Annotated in this window: 7 protein-coding genes; all 7 read left to right on the top strand. The window is 48.8% G+C overall.

Going from position 1 to position 21,268, the window contains the following annotated elements; all coding sequences use genetic code 11:
* Positions 1 to 22 precede the first annotated feature (22 nt).
* The 7 genes from ACOJUN_RS04230 to ACOJUN_RS04260 all read left to right on the top strand — a co-directional run bounded on the left by ACOJUN_RS04230 (position 23) and on the right by ACOJUN_RS04260 (position 21,240).
* On the top strand, positions 23 to 1,006 hold the full coding sequence (locus ACOJUN_RS04230; RefSeq protein ID WP_422135425.1) for a transposase: 984 nt from the start codon (positions 23 to 25) through the stop codon (positions 1,004 to 1,006).
* Positions 1,007 to 1,350: 344 nt separating this feature from the next.
* Complete coding sequence (locus tag ACOJUN_RS04235; RefSeq protein ID WP_422135426.1) at positions 1,351 to 8,763, top strand: AAA family ATPase; 7,413 nt, start codon at positions 1,351 to 1,353, stop codon at positions 8,761 to 8,763.
* Between the two features lie 120 nt (positions 8,764 to 8,883).
* Positions 8,884 to 16,815, top strand: a complete 7,932-nt coding sequence (locus ACOJUN_RS04240; RefSeq protein WP_422135427.1) for an AAA family ATPase — start codon at positions 8,884 to 8,886, stop codon at positions 16,813 to 16,815.
* Between the two features lie 19 nt (positions 16,816 to 16,834).
* Positions 16,835 to 18,163: an MFS transporter gene (locus tag ACOJUN_RS04245; RefSeq protein ID WP_422135428.1), complete on the top strand. Its 1,329-nt coding sequence runs from the start codon at positions 16,835 to 16,837 to the stop codon at positions 18,161 to 18,163.
* Between the two features lie 196 nt (positions 18,164 to 18,359).
* Positions 18,360 to 18,953: a hypothetical protein gene (locus tag ACOJUN_RS04250; protein ID WP_422135429.1), complete on the top strand. Its 594-nt coding sequence runs from the start codon at positions 18,360 to 18,362 to the stop codon at positions 18,951 to 18,953.
* Between the two features lie 162 nt (positions 18,954 to 19,115).
* Positions 19,116 to 19,766: a pseudouridine synthase gene (locus ACOJUN_RS04255; RefSeq protein ID WP_422135430.1), complete on the top strand. Its 651-nt coding sequence runs from the start codon at positions 19,116 to 19,118 to the stop codon at positions 19,764 to 19,766.
* Positions 19,767 to 20,199: 433 nt separating this feature from the next.
* Positions 20,200 to 21,240 carry a peptidoglycan DD-metalloendopeptidase family protein gene (locus ACOJUN_RS04260; protein WP_422135431.1) on the top strand — a complete coding sequence of 347 codons (1,041 nt, stop codon included), beginning with the start codon at positions 20,200 to 20,202 and terminating at the stop codon, positions 21,238 to 21,240.
* Positions 21,241 to 21,268 lie beyond the last annotated feature (28 nt).

Raw genomic sequence — 21,268 nt, forward strand, 5'->3', positions numbered from 1 at the left:
TTTTACCCAGACAGGTGAGTTCATGGCTCAGGCCCGCAATACTCTGATTGACCCCGGCTCAACGCCTTATTACCACTGCATGGCAAGATGTGTTCGTCAGGCTTACCTCTGTGGAGAGAACCACCTGACTGGCAAGAACTACGAGCATCGCCGCCAATGGGTGGTGGATAAACTCCGGGAGTTGGTTTCAGTCTTTGCTATCGAAGTCTGCGCTTACGCTGTCATGTCGAATCATTATCACGTGGTTTTGCACATCAATCAGTCATCTGCCAGGAGCTGGTCACGGAATGAAGTGCTGCATCGTTGGACGACCTTGTTCAGAGGTCCACTTCTGGTGCAAAGGCATCTGGCCGCTGACAAACTGGGCAGCGCTGAATTGGCCCGTATTGATGAATATGCTGAGGAATACCGGCGTCGTTTAACGGATATCAGCTGGTTTATGCGCTGCCTGAATGAACATCTTGCTCGTGAGGCCAACAAAGAAGACCAGTGTAAAGGACGCTTCTGGGAAGGTCGTTTTAAAAGCCAGGCATTGCTGGACGAAGCAGCCTTACTGACCTGCATGACCTATGTTGACTTGAATCCGATTCGGGCTGGAAAGGTGGAAACACCGGAAGAATCAGACTACACGTCGATTCAGGAACGCGTGGAGCAGGTTACACATTCTGAGACTAAAAAGCAGCCGCTGACCCTGAAACCTTTTTGTTCGCAGGGCCAGAATACGGACGTTGCCCTTCCCTACCTTCTTCACGACTATCTGGAACTGGTTGACTGGAGTGGCCGCATTGTCAGGACAGATAAGAAAGATTCCATCCCGTCGCATATCCCTCGTATTCTTGAAAGACTGGAAATTGATCCGGATGAGTGGCTGAAAACCATGCAATGGAATAATCGTTTTTATCGGGCAGTTGGCCGTCTGGAGGCGATGAAGGCTTATGCATTTGAAGCCGGAAAGAAGTGGCTTCGAGGTTTAAATGTCTGTAGTCGTTTGTACCTGACAGGTTAGTGTAGAAGGCAGTTAAGAAATTAAACACTTTCTCTTCATCTCTCTTCGACTTTAAGTCGGAATAGGTTTGTGTTGTCTGAATCATGGCCTGAGCAGCCTCTGTTCTTGGGATGCTTCTGTATGGCTCGCTGATAGGCTATTCGAAGATAGGTTTTTAGATCCTTTTTTGGGAATACAGTTTTTAGATGTCTTAATTATTTAATGGGTGTCTTTTTTTTTTCATTCTTTTTGGGTGTCTTTTTTTTCGTGGGTGTCTTATTTTTTTTGAACTCTCATCCTGTCTGAAGGTCGAATGATATAACAATTTCGATGCAGTCCTTAATTTGACAGGAGGGAGTTTGACTATGGATGGTTATCCTATTGATAGAAAAATTGATGCCAATGCTCTAAAAATTAGCGAAATTAGCGTGCCAGCCAAGAAAACAAAAAAGCTGGTTGATTCATCTTCAAAGATAATAGCCATCTGCTCTGGTCTCAATGAGCAACTCAATATATCGTCAACTCAAATGATGAAGCCAGAGAAAGCGAGAACCGTATCCTTGACGGATTCCTCGCTGCAAAAGGCTTCCCATGCCTTCGATTTTCGTTTTGTCGCCAGTGATGATGAGGTTCGACGACTTTTAGTTACCCAAACCTGCGATGAACATCGGGATGTCACCCTTATTTCCCATCCCGATGACCTTTCGCAGGCTAATCTGCTGAGCCGGTTGAGCATTTTCGACGATGGCCGCCAGGTTCTGGGTTCAGGCAAGCTGTTTGAAGGTTCCCAGCCACTCACTCTGGTGATCGATATTCGAAAGCTCACCAGCGAGGAGTTGCCAAAATTTAACGATCTACTGGACCCGGCTAACCCCTGTCTTTACGACAAAGTCAGCCAGAAAAAGCGCCCTCTGGGAGAACATGTTGCTCTGCTGGTCGTGGCAGATCACAGACAGCTGGCATTGGTTGGCCAGCGTGATGACGCCTCGGGGACCAATGCTCCGGGCGCTGATTTCTGGCGGCGAATCAATCGACCTGGAAATACCTGGCAGTTCGACACAAAGACCGGCAATGATCCATCGATGAAAATTGACAAAGTTTCCCCGGTATTGACTGAACTGCCCTGCTCTGAAAGCGCCATGGATGACAAGAATACGGTTCTTATTGACTGCCACTTGCACAGTCACTGGCGACAGTTACTTCTGGGCGGCCCCGGTGTGGATCAACAGGGGCGAATCCGGCACATCGCCGGCAGGCTTGAATCTCTGAGGGCCGGACAGCGGGTGATTCTGAAAGGGGCCAATTGGAAGGACCTGACCTTTGAACAGACGATTCGGCAGATGCTGGCGCAACAGTCCTTTGAGAGCAATGGGAAGATTTGCCCGTTACCCGATGATGTTCAGTTTTACCGGATGCCAGTGAGGAATGACGAGCTTTATTCACTGTTCCAAAGTCTGTCTCACTCTTCTGACAAAGAAAGTGACAAAGAACTTGATAAAAAGCAGGCACACGCAAACCCGATCATCATTAACCGCTGTAATATCTCGCAATGGCTGAGCCCTATTGCTATTGCCCCGGAAGGCTATGCAGTCCCTAACACCTGCCTGTTGAAGCAGGTTCGGGCGGGGGGGGCAGTCACCGTAACGTCTCCCCTCACTGAGGCACATTGGTTTCGTTTGCTGGGTTCATTGCAGACTATTCGCGAGACGACAGGCCTGAACCCGCAACTGCTGGTGGCTTATTCAAGACGGCAGCCGAAAGCCCTGGGATTGGCAGAAAACCATGAGCAATCTCTGTTCAAGAGCCTTCAGCTACAGAAAAAAGTCAGAGATCACGCAGCCTTTGATACTGTCACTTATCAGCAACATGTCGAGGCAAGTTATTGGCTAAATAATCAGCAGGAAGCACCTCTGGTGATTCGGGTCAGTGAACAGACCGGCTTTAGCCAACTCTTTGATAATATCCATATCACCTCGGAACAAAAGGCACATTTTGAACGCAGTCAGAGTGCGTTGCAGAAGGCATTGACCGCTGGCAAGCCGGTTGTATTCCTGGGACTGGAGACTAATCCAACGCTTCAGCAGCTTCTGGAGCCTCTGTTTGTTGGCGAACCTCTGTTAGTGAATGGCCAATTGCAGGCGTACCCACAAGCTCATGTCACAATACTCTGGCCGAGGTCTGCGAGAAGTCGATCTTCAATAGTTAATTCGATGGTTGAAACGGGCAACCCGTGTCCTGAGGTTGGTGTCTGGGATATCAATGTCCTCAGGCATGATATCCCCCGGGCCAAGCTGCCAGAACAAGCGCTTCACACACTTTATAAAGCATTTGAAACCGTACCTGCCGACCTTTGTAAACCCTTGCCTGAAATAACCGAAGGGTTGTTGAATAACCTGATACTGGCTGCCCGGCAGGCACAACAGGTTGACCATTCGCCACAACTCCGCCCCTGCCACTGGCGCAAGGCTATCAATAGCGTCATCACCCACGGCACCCGGCAGTGTCCACCAGTGCGGGATTTTATGAAAGTGGCTTGTTTGCTCTTGTTGCCGGATAAGACGCCGGATGCCCATAACAAGCCGGATAAGGATCAAGCCGCCTCGGTAGATCCGGATCGCTTAACTGCCATCATCAACAGTGCCTTGTGGGTGGATAGAGGCTTTGTAATACAGAACCTCTGGCAACTGGCCAGAGCTTTTGACGTGGGATTATTTAATGAAGAATTAGAGTTGTCCTATGAAAGTCCATTCCCGGAGTTTGGTGCAGAAGAATTTCTGAACAGGCTCTGTGCCATGATCACGGCCCATGCACCTGAAAAACGACGAGATGCCATAGCCTATCAGTTGCAAGTCGATCTGGAATCAACAGAGCCTTACTCACTATCAGCCATCAGGCCATCAAGACAGATTAAACGTTTGCAGGATGCACTGGCTTCTGGCTGGCAGTTACTTTTGCCATCCGGGCAGACCCGATCCGAGGTCATTCACGCTCTGGCCACTGATTGTTTTTATAGAGCCAGAACAGCGAATTCTGAGGCAGAAGGCATTGAACGCATAGAACACCGATTGGCTGAATCACTGCAATGGCAGGGTTCTATCAGTTCGCCCTTGTCAGCACTGGCCCGGGATCTTTATCACGGTTTGATAAGTCAGAAGGATCGTGAAAGTCGCCGATTATCCCGACTCCACGAACGGCTCGCGGACTCTCCCGTTATATTCCTGCAGGGAGAAACCGGCACCGGGAAAAGTTACTTTTCCGCCAAAATGGCAAGAGCTTCAGGACAAGCTTCAGTCATTTCTCTTGGACCTTCCGACAGCGAACAGACCCTGATGAAACGTTGGCAGTGGCAAGAACACGCCGATGGCGACCGCTCTATGGTGCAGCAAAACCGGGTGCTGATGGAATGGGCCAAGACCGAATCCGACAAAGACAGAGGCTGTATTGGAGGAGAGTACATAACTCTGGTTCTGGATGAAGCCAACCTGGCCCAGACCGGATTGCTGGCTTCATTGAATGGCTTATGGGAACCGAAACCCTGCGTTTATGTGAATGGTCATCCTGTCAAGGTCGGCCCGAAACACCGGGTGATTCTCACCGGTAACGGGGGTCATTACACCGGGCGCCAAATGGACCCGGCCCTGAAAGAGAAACTGCCCAGAGTTTACTACCCCCGCCTGGATCAGGCATTCCTTCGGGACAGGGTGGTGGAACCGGCTCTGGCCAAGCATTTACAACGGCATCTGCTGGAGCAGCAAATAAACGACATTGCACACAGTGCCACCAAAGCTGTGATGACACTCTGGCAATATTATCAGGAACTGCTGCCCGAGCATGAGTTTACTCCCAGGGATTTAACCGATATCTGCAGTTGGGTGGGTTGGTATCTGGATCGTGCCCTGCCCGCTTGCGGCAGTGTGACCTGTAAGCAAATAAACAGTTTGATTCAACACAGTTTTCGGGATGTACTGGGGCCGGAAATCACCGAAACTCATCAGGAGGCCCTGTCGGCACTGGAAACCTGGTTTGCTACCCGTTACGAACCGGAGAACACCCTGAGCGACAGAGTTCATAACAAGACCCTGTCAGATATTCAGCAAACCTTCAGTGCAGTCACCAGAGAAATCCGACCAGACTTTGATACCTCGGGATCGGCAGTCCGTGAACTGGCACAACGGCTTGGGCAGGATTTAAACCGCTGTCAGCAGGCTTATCATCTCAAAATAAAACACGGCGGTCGTCAGGCGACACTGATTGAAGGTCCGGCCGGACGGGGCAAGGATGCCACGCTGAACCTGGTGATTGAAAGTGTCAGACAGCAGGCTGAAAAACGGCAAGAATCCATGCCGGAAGTCTTTTACCTGAATGCCTGTGATTGTTCCTGGGACAAAGTGTGTGAAGTGATCCAGAAGGCAAAGCTGGAAGGCGGCATAGTGGTGATTTCAGAAATGAATCTGATCGACAGCCAGCATCTGGAAGGTGAATTGAACGATATTCTGGCCGGTGAAGCCCATCCGGGTTTCCACCTGTTTGCCACCATCAACCCGCCTGAGTACAGCGGGCGAAAACCCTTATCACCGGCACTGAAAGGGCGTTTTCGACATTTGCCCATCCGGCAGTACAACGCGACCGAATTACAGACCATTGCCGAAAAAGTGTTGCCAGAGTCCTCACAAGGGACATTCGCCGCCAAGATTCTAACAGAAAAACATTGTCGTTTAAGGGCTCACCTGCAACTCAAAAAACTGCCATTGCAACCGACCAGCCTTGATTTACAGAATGTTGCCAGGGCTATCACCAGAGGAGGCGATTTTAGCGAAAAAGCCGTTCATCAATGCCTCAATGAGCACTACCGGCTTTACCTGATGGCAGCAGACCTGTCGCTGGAGAAACTGCCAGAGCCATCGGCTCTGACCACAGGTAAAGGAGAGCCTGCTTCTGAACTTTGCAATTGGTTCAACCAGACAGTAAAGGGAATTAACCGCCCGTGGTTGATACGAAACTCTGATCACAAAAGCATTGATGAAGAGCGCCATGAAATAAGTATTGAGGCCAATCTGAATGAAGCCGAAGCCAAAACAGAAATTATCGGGATGGTGGCTCAGGCAAAATGGCTGGCATCCGGTTTTTCCCTGGAGCCAGACAAGTCGGACGATATTCTCACCCGGGCACTGTACCGACACTGGCAGCAAAGCTGGTTTGATCGTGAGTTTGGCCGGACGGGCGTGAAAGCTAATCTTATATTTCCCCTGACGAAAGAAGAGGAACAAACCCTGAAAATGCCGGCTTGCCAGCCTTATCTGCGCGAGACTGATAAGCAGATAACGGCATGGAAAGCCGATGAAGTTCAATGGTGGCCTGCGTTCTGGCATCAGATAAGTGATCTGCCAAACCATTGGATGGACAATTCTGAAAAATACAATCCAGAAGTCCTCGAGAAAGAGGCTAAGACACTGGACCAGATAACAAACTATGAATGTCTGGAGAAACCAAAAGTTGACGTTTATGAGGTTTTTAATTCGCGCTGCCATTCTGCTGCGATGTATCGCTGGCGGGCAGTGGATACCTACGTAACTGCTGAGGGTAATATCAAACAGATCAGTCTTGATGGTATACACATTCTGGGGGTCGAAACCCTCATACCTGCGCGGTTACCGGGGCCTGACAAGGAAGTGACATTAACCAGCAAGCAAACGCTGGCGACCTTTACCCTGTCATCAAAGAATGGCCAATTTGCATTGCCCAGCCTGACGCCCAACGACCATATCGTGGCCCTTCGTATAGAATCCGATTTGCCATATACCCTGATCAGAGACCGATATAACGGGCTACACACACTGTTTGTTTCCGGGATGTCTGTTTCCGGGATTAATGCTGAACAGAGTATTCAATTTGCTTATATCGTAGAACCCAGAGAACCGGGTAGAAAAGAAGCCCGGCCAGAACAATCAACATGGTTAGACACCCACTGTTCAGAAGGTATGATTACTGTACTGGAGAAACTGTTTAAGAGCATTGAACAACAACCAATCGAAATACAGGAGCCTTTGCGGTCAATAGAAAATGCTGGAGACACCAGGCAACGCATTGAGGCAATCACTGAGTATTGCCGACAGTTTTCCGGTGCGTCTCAACCAGAGAGTGCTAAAAATTTCTTTGCATTCCTCGTAACACACCGGCAAGGTAGCTGCCGTCATCGTGTGCCTGTTTTTATTGCTTTTTGTCGTTATTTCGGGATTCCATGTCGGCAAATTAATAACCGTATCCACTGCTTTGCCGAGTACTCGGTGGATGAACGCCAAACCTGGGAATCAGTGGATTTAGGCGGAGCGCCAATACGGCCAAAAGCAATCACTCCTCAATTCCAGCTCATCAGGAAGGTCCGTAGTGCCAGCACTGCATCAAAGAAGATTAAGAATCTCCTGAAAGGAGCTGATTTAGCACAACAGCAAACGTTGGCTGCAGCCTCTGGAATAAGCCTTGAGGAACTGAAAAAAAACCTTGAGACAGACAGTGCATTGCCAGAAAGCAATCCAGGTATTCCCGAATTATTAAATAACCTTTTTAAGGAAAAAAGTTTATCCGCTTTTTCCATGGCTGCCTCAGTGATCGAGTCACTGGGGAGAGAAGAGTTGGATCATTTCAATTTGAAATTTAAACCCATATCGGAGGCAATCCATCAAATATTGTCCAACAGTGATGAAGATCAGGTCAGTGAACAACTCAAGTCACTCCATTCAAAAATTATTCTTCAGGTCGGCCTCCCCCCTTACAATTGGCTGACTACAATGGTTCATCTACTTCATGAAAGTGACCTGACCAGGCCTTCGATTCTTCAATTGACCCGTAAAGCCATGGCATGGGGTTGGCTGGATCCTGTGCCGGACTACGATAGCAAGATTATGGGAGCCAATATACACCACGACCTTTTGGTGCGTCTGGAAGGTATCGATGAATTGCAGGTCGGCGCCACCCATTGCCTGAAAAAGTTGTATAAGCAGTTATTTTCGTTGAAAAAAAATAGCCAGAAGTGGCGGATGGCTTATCAACGCTACCAGGAAAAAAATGGTAATGCCTTCTTGTCCATCACTCATTGTTATGAAGGTTTTTCAGCATTTCTGGAAGATAAAATTGTCAGCTCATCTCTACAGAACGCCTGGACAGACGAACCTGAGGGCATTCCGAATATAGAACGAATGCTGGTGCATCATCCTGCGTTTGTGAAGCTAACCTCAGGCAAGGCGAACCACCGTCCGGTGATTATCATGGGGCAACCTCGCTGGGGCAATACGGTGTTTAATGAAAAGGCTGATACCCTGTATCAACGAATAATCAATAACAGCCCTTACCTGAAACCGTTATTGGAAGAAATCAAACTAAATCCCCACGGGGTGTCGTGGGATGACCAAAAGCTTCTGGATGATATAAAAACTAAATCCAAGCCCATGATTGAGCAGGCTTTCATTCAATACCTGTATTCAGTAACACACTCGAAAGGTGGTTGTTTAACCTATTGTTGGGGAGATGCTCTCTTCGGGGACTGCGAGGATCAACGTTACTATGGCGCTCATGATCCGTCTTCACCAGCAGAGCTGTTAGTCATGATGTGTAGTTTTCATAGCTCTTTAACGTTTCAGAATTCTGTTAAGGATGCCTACCTGCGGCAGGCACTCAACGCCAATAACGCTCTGATACTCAAATCCGCTGAGCTGACAGCCATTGCCGAAGAGTTTTTGAACAGCGTGAATTTGAATTCACTCTCTGAGTCACTGGATACCTGATAACCGTTTGGTCATGATCAGTTTTTCGAGATCGTTAAAATGGAACTTTAATCACACCTTAAGGTCTAACCACTAAACAATTTCAATAACTTCAAATGACAGTTGAGAGGGAGATTGACTATGGATGGCCAGATTGCTGGAAGTACCAAAAAACGCGTTTCTGATCCTGGCCTGCTTGATGATGGCATGGCAGCCAAGATGGCAAAGCTGGATGTATCGTCAAAGGAAAAGCAGGATGTAGAAATCTGCTCTGAAGTAAGGTCCAGACTAAAGAGATCGTCCTCTTCGGAGACTTTGCCTGACAAAGTGAGAACCATCTCTGCGGATTCCTCGCTCCAAAAGGCGACTCATTCCTTCGATTTTCGTTTTGTCGACAGTGATGACGAGGTTCGACAGCTTTTGGTTGCCAGAACCTGCGATGAACATCAGGATGTTACGGTTATTTCTCACCCCGACGACCTCTCACAGGCCAACCTGGTGAGCCGGTTGAGCATTTCCGAAGAGGGCCGCCACACTCTGAGTCCGGGCAAGCTCTTTGAAAGTTCACAGCCATTGACCCTGGTGATCGATATCCGAAAGCTCACCAGTGAGGAACTGCCTAAACTTAACGATCTACTGGACCCGGATAACCCCTGTCTGTTCGATAATGTCAGCCAGAAGAAACGCCCTCTGGGCGAACACGTTGCTCTGCTGGTGTTGGCAGACCCTGAACAGTTGGCATTGGTTGGCCGGCGTGAAGACGCACCCGGTGCTGATTTCTGGCGGCGAATTAATCGACCGGGCAATACCTGGCAGTTCGAAGCACAGACCGACTATGACTCATCGATAGAGATCGACGAGCTTCCTTCGCTATTGGCTGAACTCCCCTCTGCTGAAAGTACCACGGATGACGACAATACCGTTCTTATTGACTGCCACCTGCACAGTCACTGGCGACCGTTGCTGCTCGGCGGCCCTGGCGTGGATAAACAGGGGCGAATCCGGCACATCCCCGGCAGGCTTGAGTCATTGAAGACCGGGCAACGGGTGATTCTGAAGGGGGCTGACTGGAAAGATCTGGCCTTTGAACAGAGCATTCGTCAGATGCTGGCGCAACAGTGCTTTGAGAGCAATGGGAAGATCTGTCCGTTACCCGACGATGTTCAGTTTTATCAGATGCCGGTAGGGGATAACGAGCTTCATTCACTGTTCCAAAGTCTGTCCCACTCTTCTGTCAAAGAGGGTGACGATAGCGAGTGCACATCAGAAAAACCGATCATTATTAACCAGAGTAATATCAGGGACTGGCTGAGCCCGATTGCCATTGCCCCGGAAGGCTACGCAGTCCCTAACATCCGTCTGTTGGAACAAATTCAGGCAGGTGGTGCAGTCACCGTAACGTCTGCCCTCACTGAGGCAGATTGGTTCCGTTTGCTGGGCTCACTGCAAACTATTCTCGAAACAACAGGCCTGAAGCCCCGGCTTCAGGTGGCTGATTCAAAACGGCAGCCAGAAGCCCTGGGATTGGCAGAAAACGATAAGCACTCTTCGTCCAGCAGCTGTCAGCTGCAGCAAAAAATCAAAGATCAACGCGCTTTTAGTACCCTGACGTATCAGCATCATGCCCAGACCAGTCACTGGATAAATAGTCAGCAGGAAGTGCCTCTGGTCATTCAAGTCAATGAACAGACCAGCTTCAGCCAGCTATTTGATAACATTCATATTACTTCCGAACAAAAGGCGTATTTTGGACAACGTCAGAGTCAGTTGCAGAAGGCATTAACCTCTGGCAAGCCGGTTGTATTCCTGGGAATGGAGACTAGTCCAACACTTGCGCAGGTTCTGGAACCCCTGATTATAGGGCAACCTCTGTTAGTGAATGGCCAATTACAGGCGTACCCACAAGCACATGTCACCCTGCTTTGGCCTGAGTCTGCGAAGAGTCCGTCTTCAGTAGTCAATTTGATGGTCGCCATGGGTAAACCCTGTCCTGAGGTCGATCTCTGGCATATTAATGCTCGCAAGCATCAAATCCCGCAGACTGAGCTGCCAGAACAGGCAATTGCTAAACTTTACGAAGCGTTTGAAAGCGTACCTGCCCACCTTTGTAACCCTCTGCCTGAAATAACCGAAGAGTTGTTGAATAACCTGATACTGGCTGCCCGCCGGGCACAGCAGGTTGACCACTCCAAACAGCTCCTGTCCTGCCACTGGCGCAAGGCCATCAATAGCGTCATCACCCATGGCACCCGACAGCATCCTTCAGTGCGGGATTTTATGAAAGTAGCCTGTTGGCACCTGTTACCGGATAAGACGCCGGACCAGGATCAAGCCGACTCGGTAGACCCGGATCGGTTAAACGCCATCATCAACAGTGCCCTGCCATTGAATAGAGTGTTTGTGGAACAGAACCTGTGGCCACTGGCCCGAGCCTTTGACCCGGCAGTCTTTAAAGGTATCCAATTACAACTGTCCTATAAAAGTCCATTTCCAGAGCAAGGTGAAAAAGACGTTATGGACAGGCTCTGTGCCATGATCCTGGCCCATGCGCCTGAAAAACAACGGGATGCTATAGCCTATCAGCTGGCAGTCGATCCGGCGGCAACAAAGCCCTGGCAATCCCTGGCCATCAAGCCAACCAGACAGATTAAACGTTTGCAAGATGCACTGGCTTCTGGCTGGCAGTTACTTCTGCTATCGGGGCAGACCCGATCCAATACCATTCACGCGCTGGCCACCGATTGTTTTCACATATCCAAAACAGCGAATGCGGAGGCAGAAGGCATTGAACGTATAAAACATCGACTCTCTGAATTACTGAAATGGCAGGGTTCCGCTGATGAGCCCCTGTCTGCACTGGCCAGGGATCTTTATTATGGCGAGATGAGTCAGGAAGATCGTGAAAGCCGTCGTTTATCCCGGCTCCATGACCGGATGACAGACTCTCCCGTTATATTCCTGCAGGGGGAAACCGGCACAGGGAAAAGTTACTTTTCTGCCAAATTGGCCAAGGCTTCGGGACAAGCTTCAGTCATTTCTCTTGGACCTTCCGACAGCGAACAGACCCTGATGAAACGCTGGCAGTGGCAACAACACGGCGATGGCGACCGCTCTATGGCGGAACAAAACCGGGCATTGATGGAATGGGCCAATACCAAATCCGACAAAGACGGAGAATACATTACCCTGGTGCTGGATGAGGCTAACTTGGCCGAAGCCGGATTGCTGGCGTCACTGAACGGCTTATGGGAACCGGAACCCTGCATCTACGTGAATGGTCATCCTGTCAAAGTCAGCGAAAAACACCGGGTAATTCTCACCGGCAACCCCGATCATTACTCCGGGCGCCAAATGGACCCGACCCTGAAAGAGAAACTGCCCAAGGCTTACTACCCGCGTCTGGATCAGGCTTTCCTTCGGGACAGAGTAGTAGAACCGGCTTTGCTCAATCATTTACAGCGCCACAAAATAAACGACATTGCACACAGGGCCAGCAAAAGTGTGATGGCACTGTGGCAATATTATCAGGAGCTGTTGCCCGACCATGAGTTTACCCCCAGGGATTTAACCGATATCTGCAGCTGGGTGGGTTGGTATCTGGATCGAGCGTTGTCCGAAGGCGACAGTGCCAGCTGTGAGCAGGTGAACAGTTTGATCCAGCAAAGTTTCCGGGATCTACTGGGTCCCGAAATCAGCGAGACTCAACAGGATGCCCTTTCGGCACTGGAAATCTGGTTTGCTGCCCGCTACCAACCGGACCACACCCTGCGCGACAGAGTTCATAACCACACCTTGCCGGATATTCAGCGGGACTTCGAAGCATTCACCAAAGAATTCCGACCTGAGTTTGATACCTCCGGATCGGCAGTCATTGATCTGGTGCAACATCTGGGACAGGATTTAAGCCGCTGTCAGCAGGCTTATCATCACGACAGAAAACACGGCGGCCGTCAGGCAACGCTGATTGAAGGCCCGGCTGGACGGGGTAAGGATGCCACGCTGAACCTGCTGATCAAAAGTGTTAAACAGCAAGCTGAAGAACGGGGAAAAACCATGCCAGAGGTCTTTCCCCTGAATGCCTGTGATTGTTCCTGGGAGCAACTGTGTGAAGTGATCCAGAAAGCAAAAGTAAAGGGCGGCATCGTAGTTATTTCGGAAATGAATCTGATCGACAGCCAGCATCTGGAAGGTGAGTTAAATGATATTCTGGCCGGTGATGCCCATCCGGGTTTCCATTTGTTTGCCACCATCAACCCACCCGAGTACAGCGGACGAAAACCCTTATCACCGGCTCTGAAAGGGCGTTTTCGACATTTGCCGATCCGACAGTACAATCAGACCGAATTGCAGACCATTGCCGAGAAAGTGTTGCCACTGACTCCAGAAGGGAAAACCGCAGCTAAAAAGCTGACTGAGCAACACTGTCGATTAAGGGCCTGCCTGCAACAGGGAAACCTGCCGTTGCAGCCGACCAGCCTTGATTTACAGAATGTCGCCAGAGCGGTTGACAAAGGGGGCGATTTTACCGAAAAAGCACTGCTTCAATGCCTCGATAAGCACTACCGGCTTTATCTGATGGCAGCCGAACTGTCGCTGGAGACACTGCCAGAACCACCCGCTCTCGCCATGGGTAAAAGTAAGTTTGATTCCGGACTTTGCGAATGGTTCATCCAAAGCGTACCCAACATTGATCGGCCGTGGTTGATACGAAAAAGTAACCTCGACAGTATTGATGAAAAAAACCACGAAATTCGTATTAAGGCGCGTCCGAATGAAGAGGAAGTCAAAGCGGAAATCATCAGGAGGGTGGCTCAGGCTAAATGGCAGGCATCTGGTCTCTCCCTGAAGCCGTATCAGTCCGGCGATATTCTCACCCGGGCACTTTACCGACACTGGCAGCAACGCTGGTTTAATGATGAGTTTGGCCGCACCGGCGTGAAGGCCGATGATGTATTCTCCATGACGAAAGAAGAGGAACAAACCCTGAAAACACCGGCCTGCCAGCCTTATCTTCGGGAGGCTGATAAGCTGATAGAGACATGGAATGCCCGTGACATTCAATTTTGGCCTGCATTCTGGCATCAGATGAGTGACCTGCCGAACCAAATGTTGAACGATTCTATTAACGAAGAGACGCAGGTTAAGGCATTGGCTGAAGAAACGGACTTTTGCGGCCTGGCTGCGAATGATGGTAACAAAACGACGGTGAATCGGGCATTGGGTCGGGAAACGGACTTTGAGAGACTAAAGAAGCCAACAGTGGAAGAGCATAAAATCTTCAATACTGAGAACCCTCCTCCCAGTATGTATCGCTACGAGGTGATAAATATTCGTGTGACTGCTAAGGGTGATATCGAATGTATCGATATTAATGATCAACACATTAAGGGAGTCGAAATCCTCACACCAGCCCCGTTACCCGGGCATGACCAGACAGTGACATTAACCAGTGATCAAACACTGGCAAGCTATAAAACACCACCACAAAGAGGCCAATATGTATTGCCCAGCCTGACACCTGACGACTATATTGTGGCACTGCGTATGGAACCCAATTTGCCATATAAACTGATCAGGGATCGGTATACCGGGCTTCACACAGTGTTTATTCCCGGCGCCGGAGCCAATCAGAGTATTCAGTTCGACTATGTCGTGGAATCCAGAAAACCGGGCAAAAAAACATTGGCTAATGAAGCCCAATCCGAAGGATCAGATCCATCAGCACGTTTTGATGCCCACTGCTCAGAAGGTATGAAAACCGTACTGAACGAACTGTTCAAGACCATTGCCGATCACCCGCCGGAAATACAGCAGATTTTGCGGGCAATAAAAAACGCAGAAACCACAACACAACGAGTTAAGGCGATCTCGGACTATTGCCGACAGTTTTCCGGTAAAGCTAAACCGAAACGCAAAAAAAATCTCTTTCACTTCCTCGTCACGCAGCGGCAAGGCTCCTGTCGTCATCGAGTGCCTGTTTTTATTGCTTTTTGCCGTTATTTCGGGATTCCATGTCGGCAAACAAATAGCCTCAACCACGGCTTTGGTGAGTATTCAGTGGATGGAGGTCGAACCTGGGAGTCTGAGTCTTTTGGCGGGCAACCTGTAGAGGAAAAGGAAATCAAACCTGAATTCCAGCCTGTCAGGAAGGCAAATGCTCCCAGCACGCCCGCCAGAAAGGGTAATCCTTCCGGTACAGGCACCAGAAAGGAAAATGCTTCCGGCACGCCCACCAGAATGGCAAATGCTTCCGGCACTTCCACCAGAATGGCAAATGCTTCCGGCACGCCCACCAGAATGGCAAATGCTTCCGGCACTTCCACCAGAATGGCAAATGATTCCGGCACTTCCACCAGAATGGCAAATGCTTCCGACACTTCCACCAGAATGGCAAATGCTTCCGGCACTTCCACCAGAATGGCAAATGCTTCCGGCACTTCCACCAGAATGGCAAATGCTTCTGGCACGCCCACCAGAATGAAAAGTGCTGTCAGCGCTGCGTTAGCGAATTTTATAGGTCTTTTGAAAGATGCTGTTATAGCAAAACATCAAAGTGCCTATGCTGAGAGCCTCGAAGAACTGGACAACGCCGATGAGGCAGACTGTGAATTGCCGGAAACCAATCCAGGCACCGCCGAAATGGTCTTGAAACTTTGGAAACAAAAAGATCTAACCAGTTTTTCCATGGGTGTCTCAATGTTACTGGAGCAAGAAGCATTGGGCGATGCAGAGAAGAAATTGATCGAAGAGTTCTATTTTTTAGCCCGGATTGAGTCCCCGATGACGGCGACAGTCAGAGAAATATTGCTCAATAATGATGGAGATCAGGTCACTGAACAACTCAAGTTATTGTACTCAAAAATGATTGTTCAGGGCGGTGCAGACCCTTACGAATGGTTTAAATCAATAGTGGAGATTCTGAAACGCAGGATCTTGACCGACCCTGCGGTTATTCACTTTGCCCATGAAGCCCTGAAATCAGGTTGGCTGGACCCAGTGCCGACCAATGGGGGCCATACTGAACAGGCCAGTTATTATTATGATCTATTGAGGGAGCTGGCAAAGTTCGATGAACTGAAGGTCGAAGCTACCCATTGCCTGAAAAAGTGGTATAGGAAATTATGGTCCAGAGAAAAAAATAGTCAGGTATGGCGGTTGGCTTATGAGCACTTCCGGGAGAGGGAAGGTTATGGCTTTTTCATCACTCATTGTCATGACGGGTTTTCACGATACCTGGAAGATAGCATTATCAGCTCATCTATACAGAACGCCTGGACAGACCAACCTGAGGGCATTCCCAATATAGAACGAATGCTGGCACACCGTCCCGCGTTTCCACAATCAGTCTCAGGCAAGAAGAATCACCGTCCGGTGATTATCATAGGGGGATCTTTCTGGTGCGACACAGTGATTAAAGAAAAGGTCAAGGCTCTGTTCCAACAAAAAGTTAAGAACAATCCGGACTTGAAGGCAAAATTGGAAAGAATCAATCAATATAAGGAAACTGCGGCAGCGCTTGAAGATTACACCAACTCTGAGCGAAATAGGATTGAAGAGCTTGAAACATCCATGGATCAACAACAAAATCAAGCTCAAAAAGAAGAATATAGGAGAAGAATGCTTGCTATCAAAAGAACGCACGAATCCATTCGCAGAAGTTACCAAGCTAGCCTGAAGTCATTAGAGCTGTCGGATGAAGAGAAAAATCTTCCTGACATCTTAAAAGACAAATGCAGGCAAGCGATTCAGCAGGCCTTCAGCCATTACCTGTATGAATTGACACACTCGAAAGGCGGCTGCCTGACGTATTGTTGGGACGATGCTGCCATCATGCCCAAGAATGATTACCACTGTGGCTCTCATGCCCCATCTTCACCAGAAGAGCTCTGTGCCATGATGTCCAGGGTTCAAGGCTCTTCCGCAAACTCTTCTATTGAGGACTCCTACTTAAGGCAGGTTCTCAACGCCAATAACGCTCTGGTACTCAGATCTGATAAGATGACGATAATTGCCGATGAGTTTTTGAAAAGCATGAATTTGAGCTCAATTTATGACTCATTGAGCCTGTCATAAAAAATAACGAGGCTTTAACATGAGGCAACAGAGTCAGCTGGCACTGCTGGATAAAAGACGCTTTCTACCTTTTTTCCTGACCCAGTTTCTGGGTGCTTTTAACGACAACCTCTATAAAAACTGCCTGTTACTGATGGCGGCATTCGCTGCAGCAGAAAACCTGCCACTTAACTCAGATCTATACATCAACCTGGCTGCTGGCCTGTTTATTCTTCCTTTCTTTCTTTTTTCCAGTGCTGCCGGGCAGATCTGTGACAAATATGAAAAGTCGATGATTATCCGCCGGGTCAAACTGCTGGAAATTGTCACCATGGTGGTCGCTTCCGGCTTTATCATTACCCAGAACTACCTGATCCTGTTGGTTCTGCTGTTCCTGATGGGGGTTCAAAGCGCTTTTTTCGGGCCGGTTAAATACGCCATTATTCCCCAGCACCTGAATGAAAATGAACTGATTGGCGGCAATGCTCTGGTAGAAATGGGTACTTTTGTTGCCATACTGTCGGGTACGCTGGGTGCAGGTATTTTGATTGAACAGACTGATGCTACTGCCTGGGTGGCCGTTTCTGTCGTTCTGTTTGCCGTTCTGGGTTATTTGGCGTCTCTATTTATACCCGGGGCTGCAGCGGCTGATCCCGACCTGAAAATCAACTGGAACCTCTTTCAGCAGACCCTGACTATAATCCGGAAAACCCGATCAAACGACAGCGTTCACAAATCCATTATTGCCATTTCCTGGTTCTGGGCTCTGGGGGCTGCTTATTTGACACAGCTTCCCAACCTGGCCAGCGAGACCCTGAAAGGCAGTCCACAAGTCGTCAGTGTCATGCTGGCGATATTCATCATTGGCGTCGCTGCCGGTTCGCTGTTCTGTGGACGACTTTCCAAAGGTCATATTGAGCCGGGTATTGTACCCATTGGTGCCCTGGGTCTGAGCCTGTTCGGAATTGATTTGTATTTCGCTGTCACTCCTGCCACAACGACAAACTTACTGACCATTGATGCCTTTATGGAAAACAGTGAGAATCTGAGAGTTTTGCTGGATCTGGGCATGATTGGTTTTTTCAGCGGCCTGTTTATCGTTCCTCTGTATGCCATGGTTCAGCAGAGAACACCTGCGAACCGTCGTGCACAGACGATTGCTGCCCTGAATGTTCAGAATGCACTCTATATGGTGGTCAGTGCCTTGTCTGGCATGGTATTCCTGGGGTTCCTGGAGCTGTCCATTGAACAGTTTTTCCTGACACTTGGTGTACTCAACCTGCTGATCTGTGCCCTTATTTTCAGAAAAGTGCCGGAATTTATAGAACGTTTTGTCGCTCGCTTCGTTAAGAAAGTCGCCAGTGATTGAGTTCATTGTCGGTACTGCCGTATCGTGACATGAAACGACAACTATGTTGTAGCGGGGGGCTGCATAATGCTCGCACATTCATTATTGATCCTGTGCATAACCATTGGCAGTCCGCTGGATTTTTTTTGTTATGTTTTCTGGAATTATGCAAATTCTTTTTTACAATGAATTGCATTCGAAGTAATGAGGTTTATTTATGATAAGAATCAAGCTTCTTTCTATATTGATCTTTTTGACATCGGTTTCTTACGCCAGACCAACCATTAATTATTTTGAGTTATTGGGCTCATGGAATGGTGAGAGTGCCAGCCTTGACCATATCAATCTGGAATTTCATGGACTAAACACCTTCGCTTCTGAAAAACTGTTCATACTCTACAGAACTGAAGAAGATGAACGTACCGAGATCGGCCATGTAATGAGAGATGGTAGTTATGGGACCTACACTATGAATGTAACAACAGATGAGGGAATCTTAAGTCATAGCGCCTTATGGATTTCAGCTTCTCCCCCTGAAAATCCCGACTTGAATGGTGTTTTTTTAACAAAAGAAACCAATCTGGAAGAATTAAGAAAAATGCCTGGAAGAATGACCGCTTACATACGGTTAAAAAAAATTGCTACTGGGAAATTAGTCATTTGCTGGGAAGATTTTGATTACTACCTTCACAATCAGAGATTATTTTTTAGAGACTCCAATTTAAAAGAAAACAAAAAAATTTGGCCCTCGACAGATTCAAGCATTTGCTCAAGTGAAAGAGATATAATACTAAGAAAAGATGAGCTATGAAAACTCAATGTCAGCTTTCACTTTGTCGGGCAGAGTCCTTAAGCTGGATACTACGAGCGTAGGCTTTACCGGTGGTGACAGCAGCAGTGATTAGAAGTCTTACTTTTCATCCCCCCCTCAATCCCTGCATAATGCCCGCACATTCATTATTGACCTTTTTGCATGACCTTTATTGCGCCTCACTGTCAGGAACCTTTGACTGAGCTGTACCGTGACTCCGAACTGGTGGTTGTTGTTAAACCTGCGGGATTGTTAAGCGTTCCCGGTCGTCCACCCAACGATAACGACAGCGCTCATGCGCGCCTGCTTGCCATTGAGCCGGAAACCCGGGTGGTCCACAGGCTGGATATGTCCACATCCGGGCTCATGGTGTTCGGCCTGAATGCAGCCAGCCACAGAGAACTGAGCCGACAGTTCCAGGATCGGGAAGTGGAGAAAGGGTACATTGCAGAAGTCTGGGGAACGCCGGAACAAGACTCCGGAGAGATATCCCTGCCATTGATTTGCGACTGGCCTAACCGACCCAGACAAAAGGTGGATCATGAGCAGGGAAAAAAGGCCCTGACCCGGTATTACTCCATGGCCGGTGATGGTAAACACGGCAGGGTCTGGCTGGAGCCCGTGACAGGCCGGTCTCACCAACTCAGGGTTCACCTGGCTGAGCTGGGACACCCTATTCTGGGCTGTGAGTTTTACGCTCATGATGAAGCCAGAGCAGCGTCTGACCGTTTGCGCCTGCACGCCAGCCTTCTGACATTCAAACACCCTGCCACGGCAGAAACCATGAGATTTGAGAGCCAGCCTCCTTTCTGAGGGCTGGCGGAGTTGAGTTTTTACAGGAAAAAAGTAAACAAGGGATTCATGCCCATAGCGGGAGCCAGAACAACAGGGTAACGGGCGAAAACGCCTATTGATGAATGCGTTCACCCATTAAAGCGGCCACATGATACAGACGTGCAAATGTTAGAAAAGCAGAATTATTGCTTACTGATATATAAAAATACTGATAGATGGATTTTGTTCTAAGTAGAAACCTCGGAAAGAACAACCGATTGTACGAAAGTCCACATTCGATCACTTCGTTTGTTCCCTTTTTATTTTCCTGTCCGATGTCGGCCTGGTAAAAATCCCGATAGCCAGTGTTATCGCTTATCCTGATCACAGACCTATTAAGGAGAAGCCTCCATAGTCCACTTTTTCGAGGGCTGTGATACTGCCTGCAGTTTTCCACAGGGGGTCCTGATGAATGCCTGCCAATTCATTTTATAAAGCCTGCACCAGACTGTTTGACAGGCCTCATCGCTCGACCAGCAAATCATTCACCATCAAAGTCAGACGCAGTTTGCCTGCCGCTCTGATACTTTCAGTGTCTTTCTCAAAGATTGCTTTTGCTCATTCCACTGACAGGCATGAACCCGCTGCTTTTGAACTGTTCAAAACTTTTACCGGCGAAATTCAGGGGAGCCTTTACCGGAGTGCGCGAAAAGCGGGTGTTTCAAGCTCATTCATTCATAAGTTTGCGGCCATTTTCCGATATAAGATTGATTTCAGTAAAGATCTGAAGGCTGGTGATCGCTTTAAACTATTGACTGACAATTCCCTGAAAAACAAGAAGGGAGCTGGCGGTGTCATTCTGGCTGCCCGACTCTATCAGAAGGACGAAATCCACACGGCGGTTCGCTACAGCGATGGGAAGTACTATACACCGGAAGGAAAAATACTCGGCAGCTCTTTCTCCCGGTACCCTCTGGGTAAAAAGGGCCGGGTCAGTTCCGGTTTTAATCCAGCCAGGAAGCATCCCATCACCGGCCAGATTCGCCCGCACAATGGAACAGATTGGGCTGTGCCCGTAGGAACTGCCATTTATGCTCCAGCTGACGGCGTCATCGTCAAAGCAAAAACCAATCACCCGGCAGCCGGTCACTTTATCGAAATGCGAAACGGCAGTCGCTATGTCACCCGGTACCTTCATCTGAGCAAACTGCATGTGAAAGAAGGGCAAAAGGTTCGCAAAGGCGATTTGATTGGTAAAACCGGAAATACCGGTTTGTCCACTGGTCCCCACTTGCATTACGAACTGTTTATCGATGGCAAGGCAGTGGATCCTATGACCGCGAGACTGCCAACCGGTGAACCTTTGCAAGGTGATGCATTGAAGCGATTTAAAAAGACCACACAACCGTTGATCGCAGCCATGAATCAGAATCAGCAGGAAACACTCCTTGTCAGTAAGGCAAGCAGTGCTCCTGATAACTGGCTAACTCTGAAAAACACTGACGCATTTTAAAATCATTGTGAACAACTCCATGGTGCGA

It is taken from the genome of Endozoicomonas sp. ALD040, assembly GCF_049275945.1.
Classification (GTDB): domain Bacteria; phylum Pseudomonadota; class Gammaproteobacteria; order Pseudomonadales; family Endozoicomonadaceae; genus Endozoicomonas_A.

Bases quoted from the DNA above. Each gene is read 5' to 3' on its own strand.
- ACOJUN_RS04230 (WP_422135425.1), top strand. From the start codon at position 23: ATGGCTCAGGCCCGCAATACTCTGATTGACCCCGGCTCAACGCCTTAT.
- ACOJUN_RS04235 (WP_422135426.1), top strand. From the start codon at position 1,351: ATGGATGGTTATCCTATTGATAGAAAAATTGATGCCAATGCTCTAAAA.
- ACOJUN_RS04240 (WP_422135427.1), top strand. From the start codon at position 8,884: ATGGATGGCCAGATTGCTGGAAGTACCAAAAAACGCGTTTCTGATCCT.
- ACOJUN_RS04245 (WP_422135428.1), top strand. From the start codon at position 16,835: ATGAGGCAACAGAGTCAGCTGGCACTGCTGGATAAAAGACGCTTTCTA.
- ACOJUN_RS04250 (WP_422135429.1), top strand. From the start codon at position 18,360: ATGATAAGAATCAAGCTTCTTTCTATATTGATCTTTTTGACATCGGTT.
- ACOJUN_RS04255 (WP_422135430.1), top strand. From the start codon at position 19,116: ATGACCTTTATTGCGCCTCACTGTCAGGAACCTTTGACTGAGCTGTAC.
- ACOJUN_RS04260 (WP_422135431.1), top strand. From the start codon at position 20,200: ATGCCTGCCAATTCATTTTATAAAGCCTGCACCAGACTGTTTGACAGG.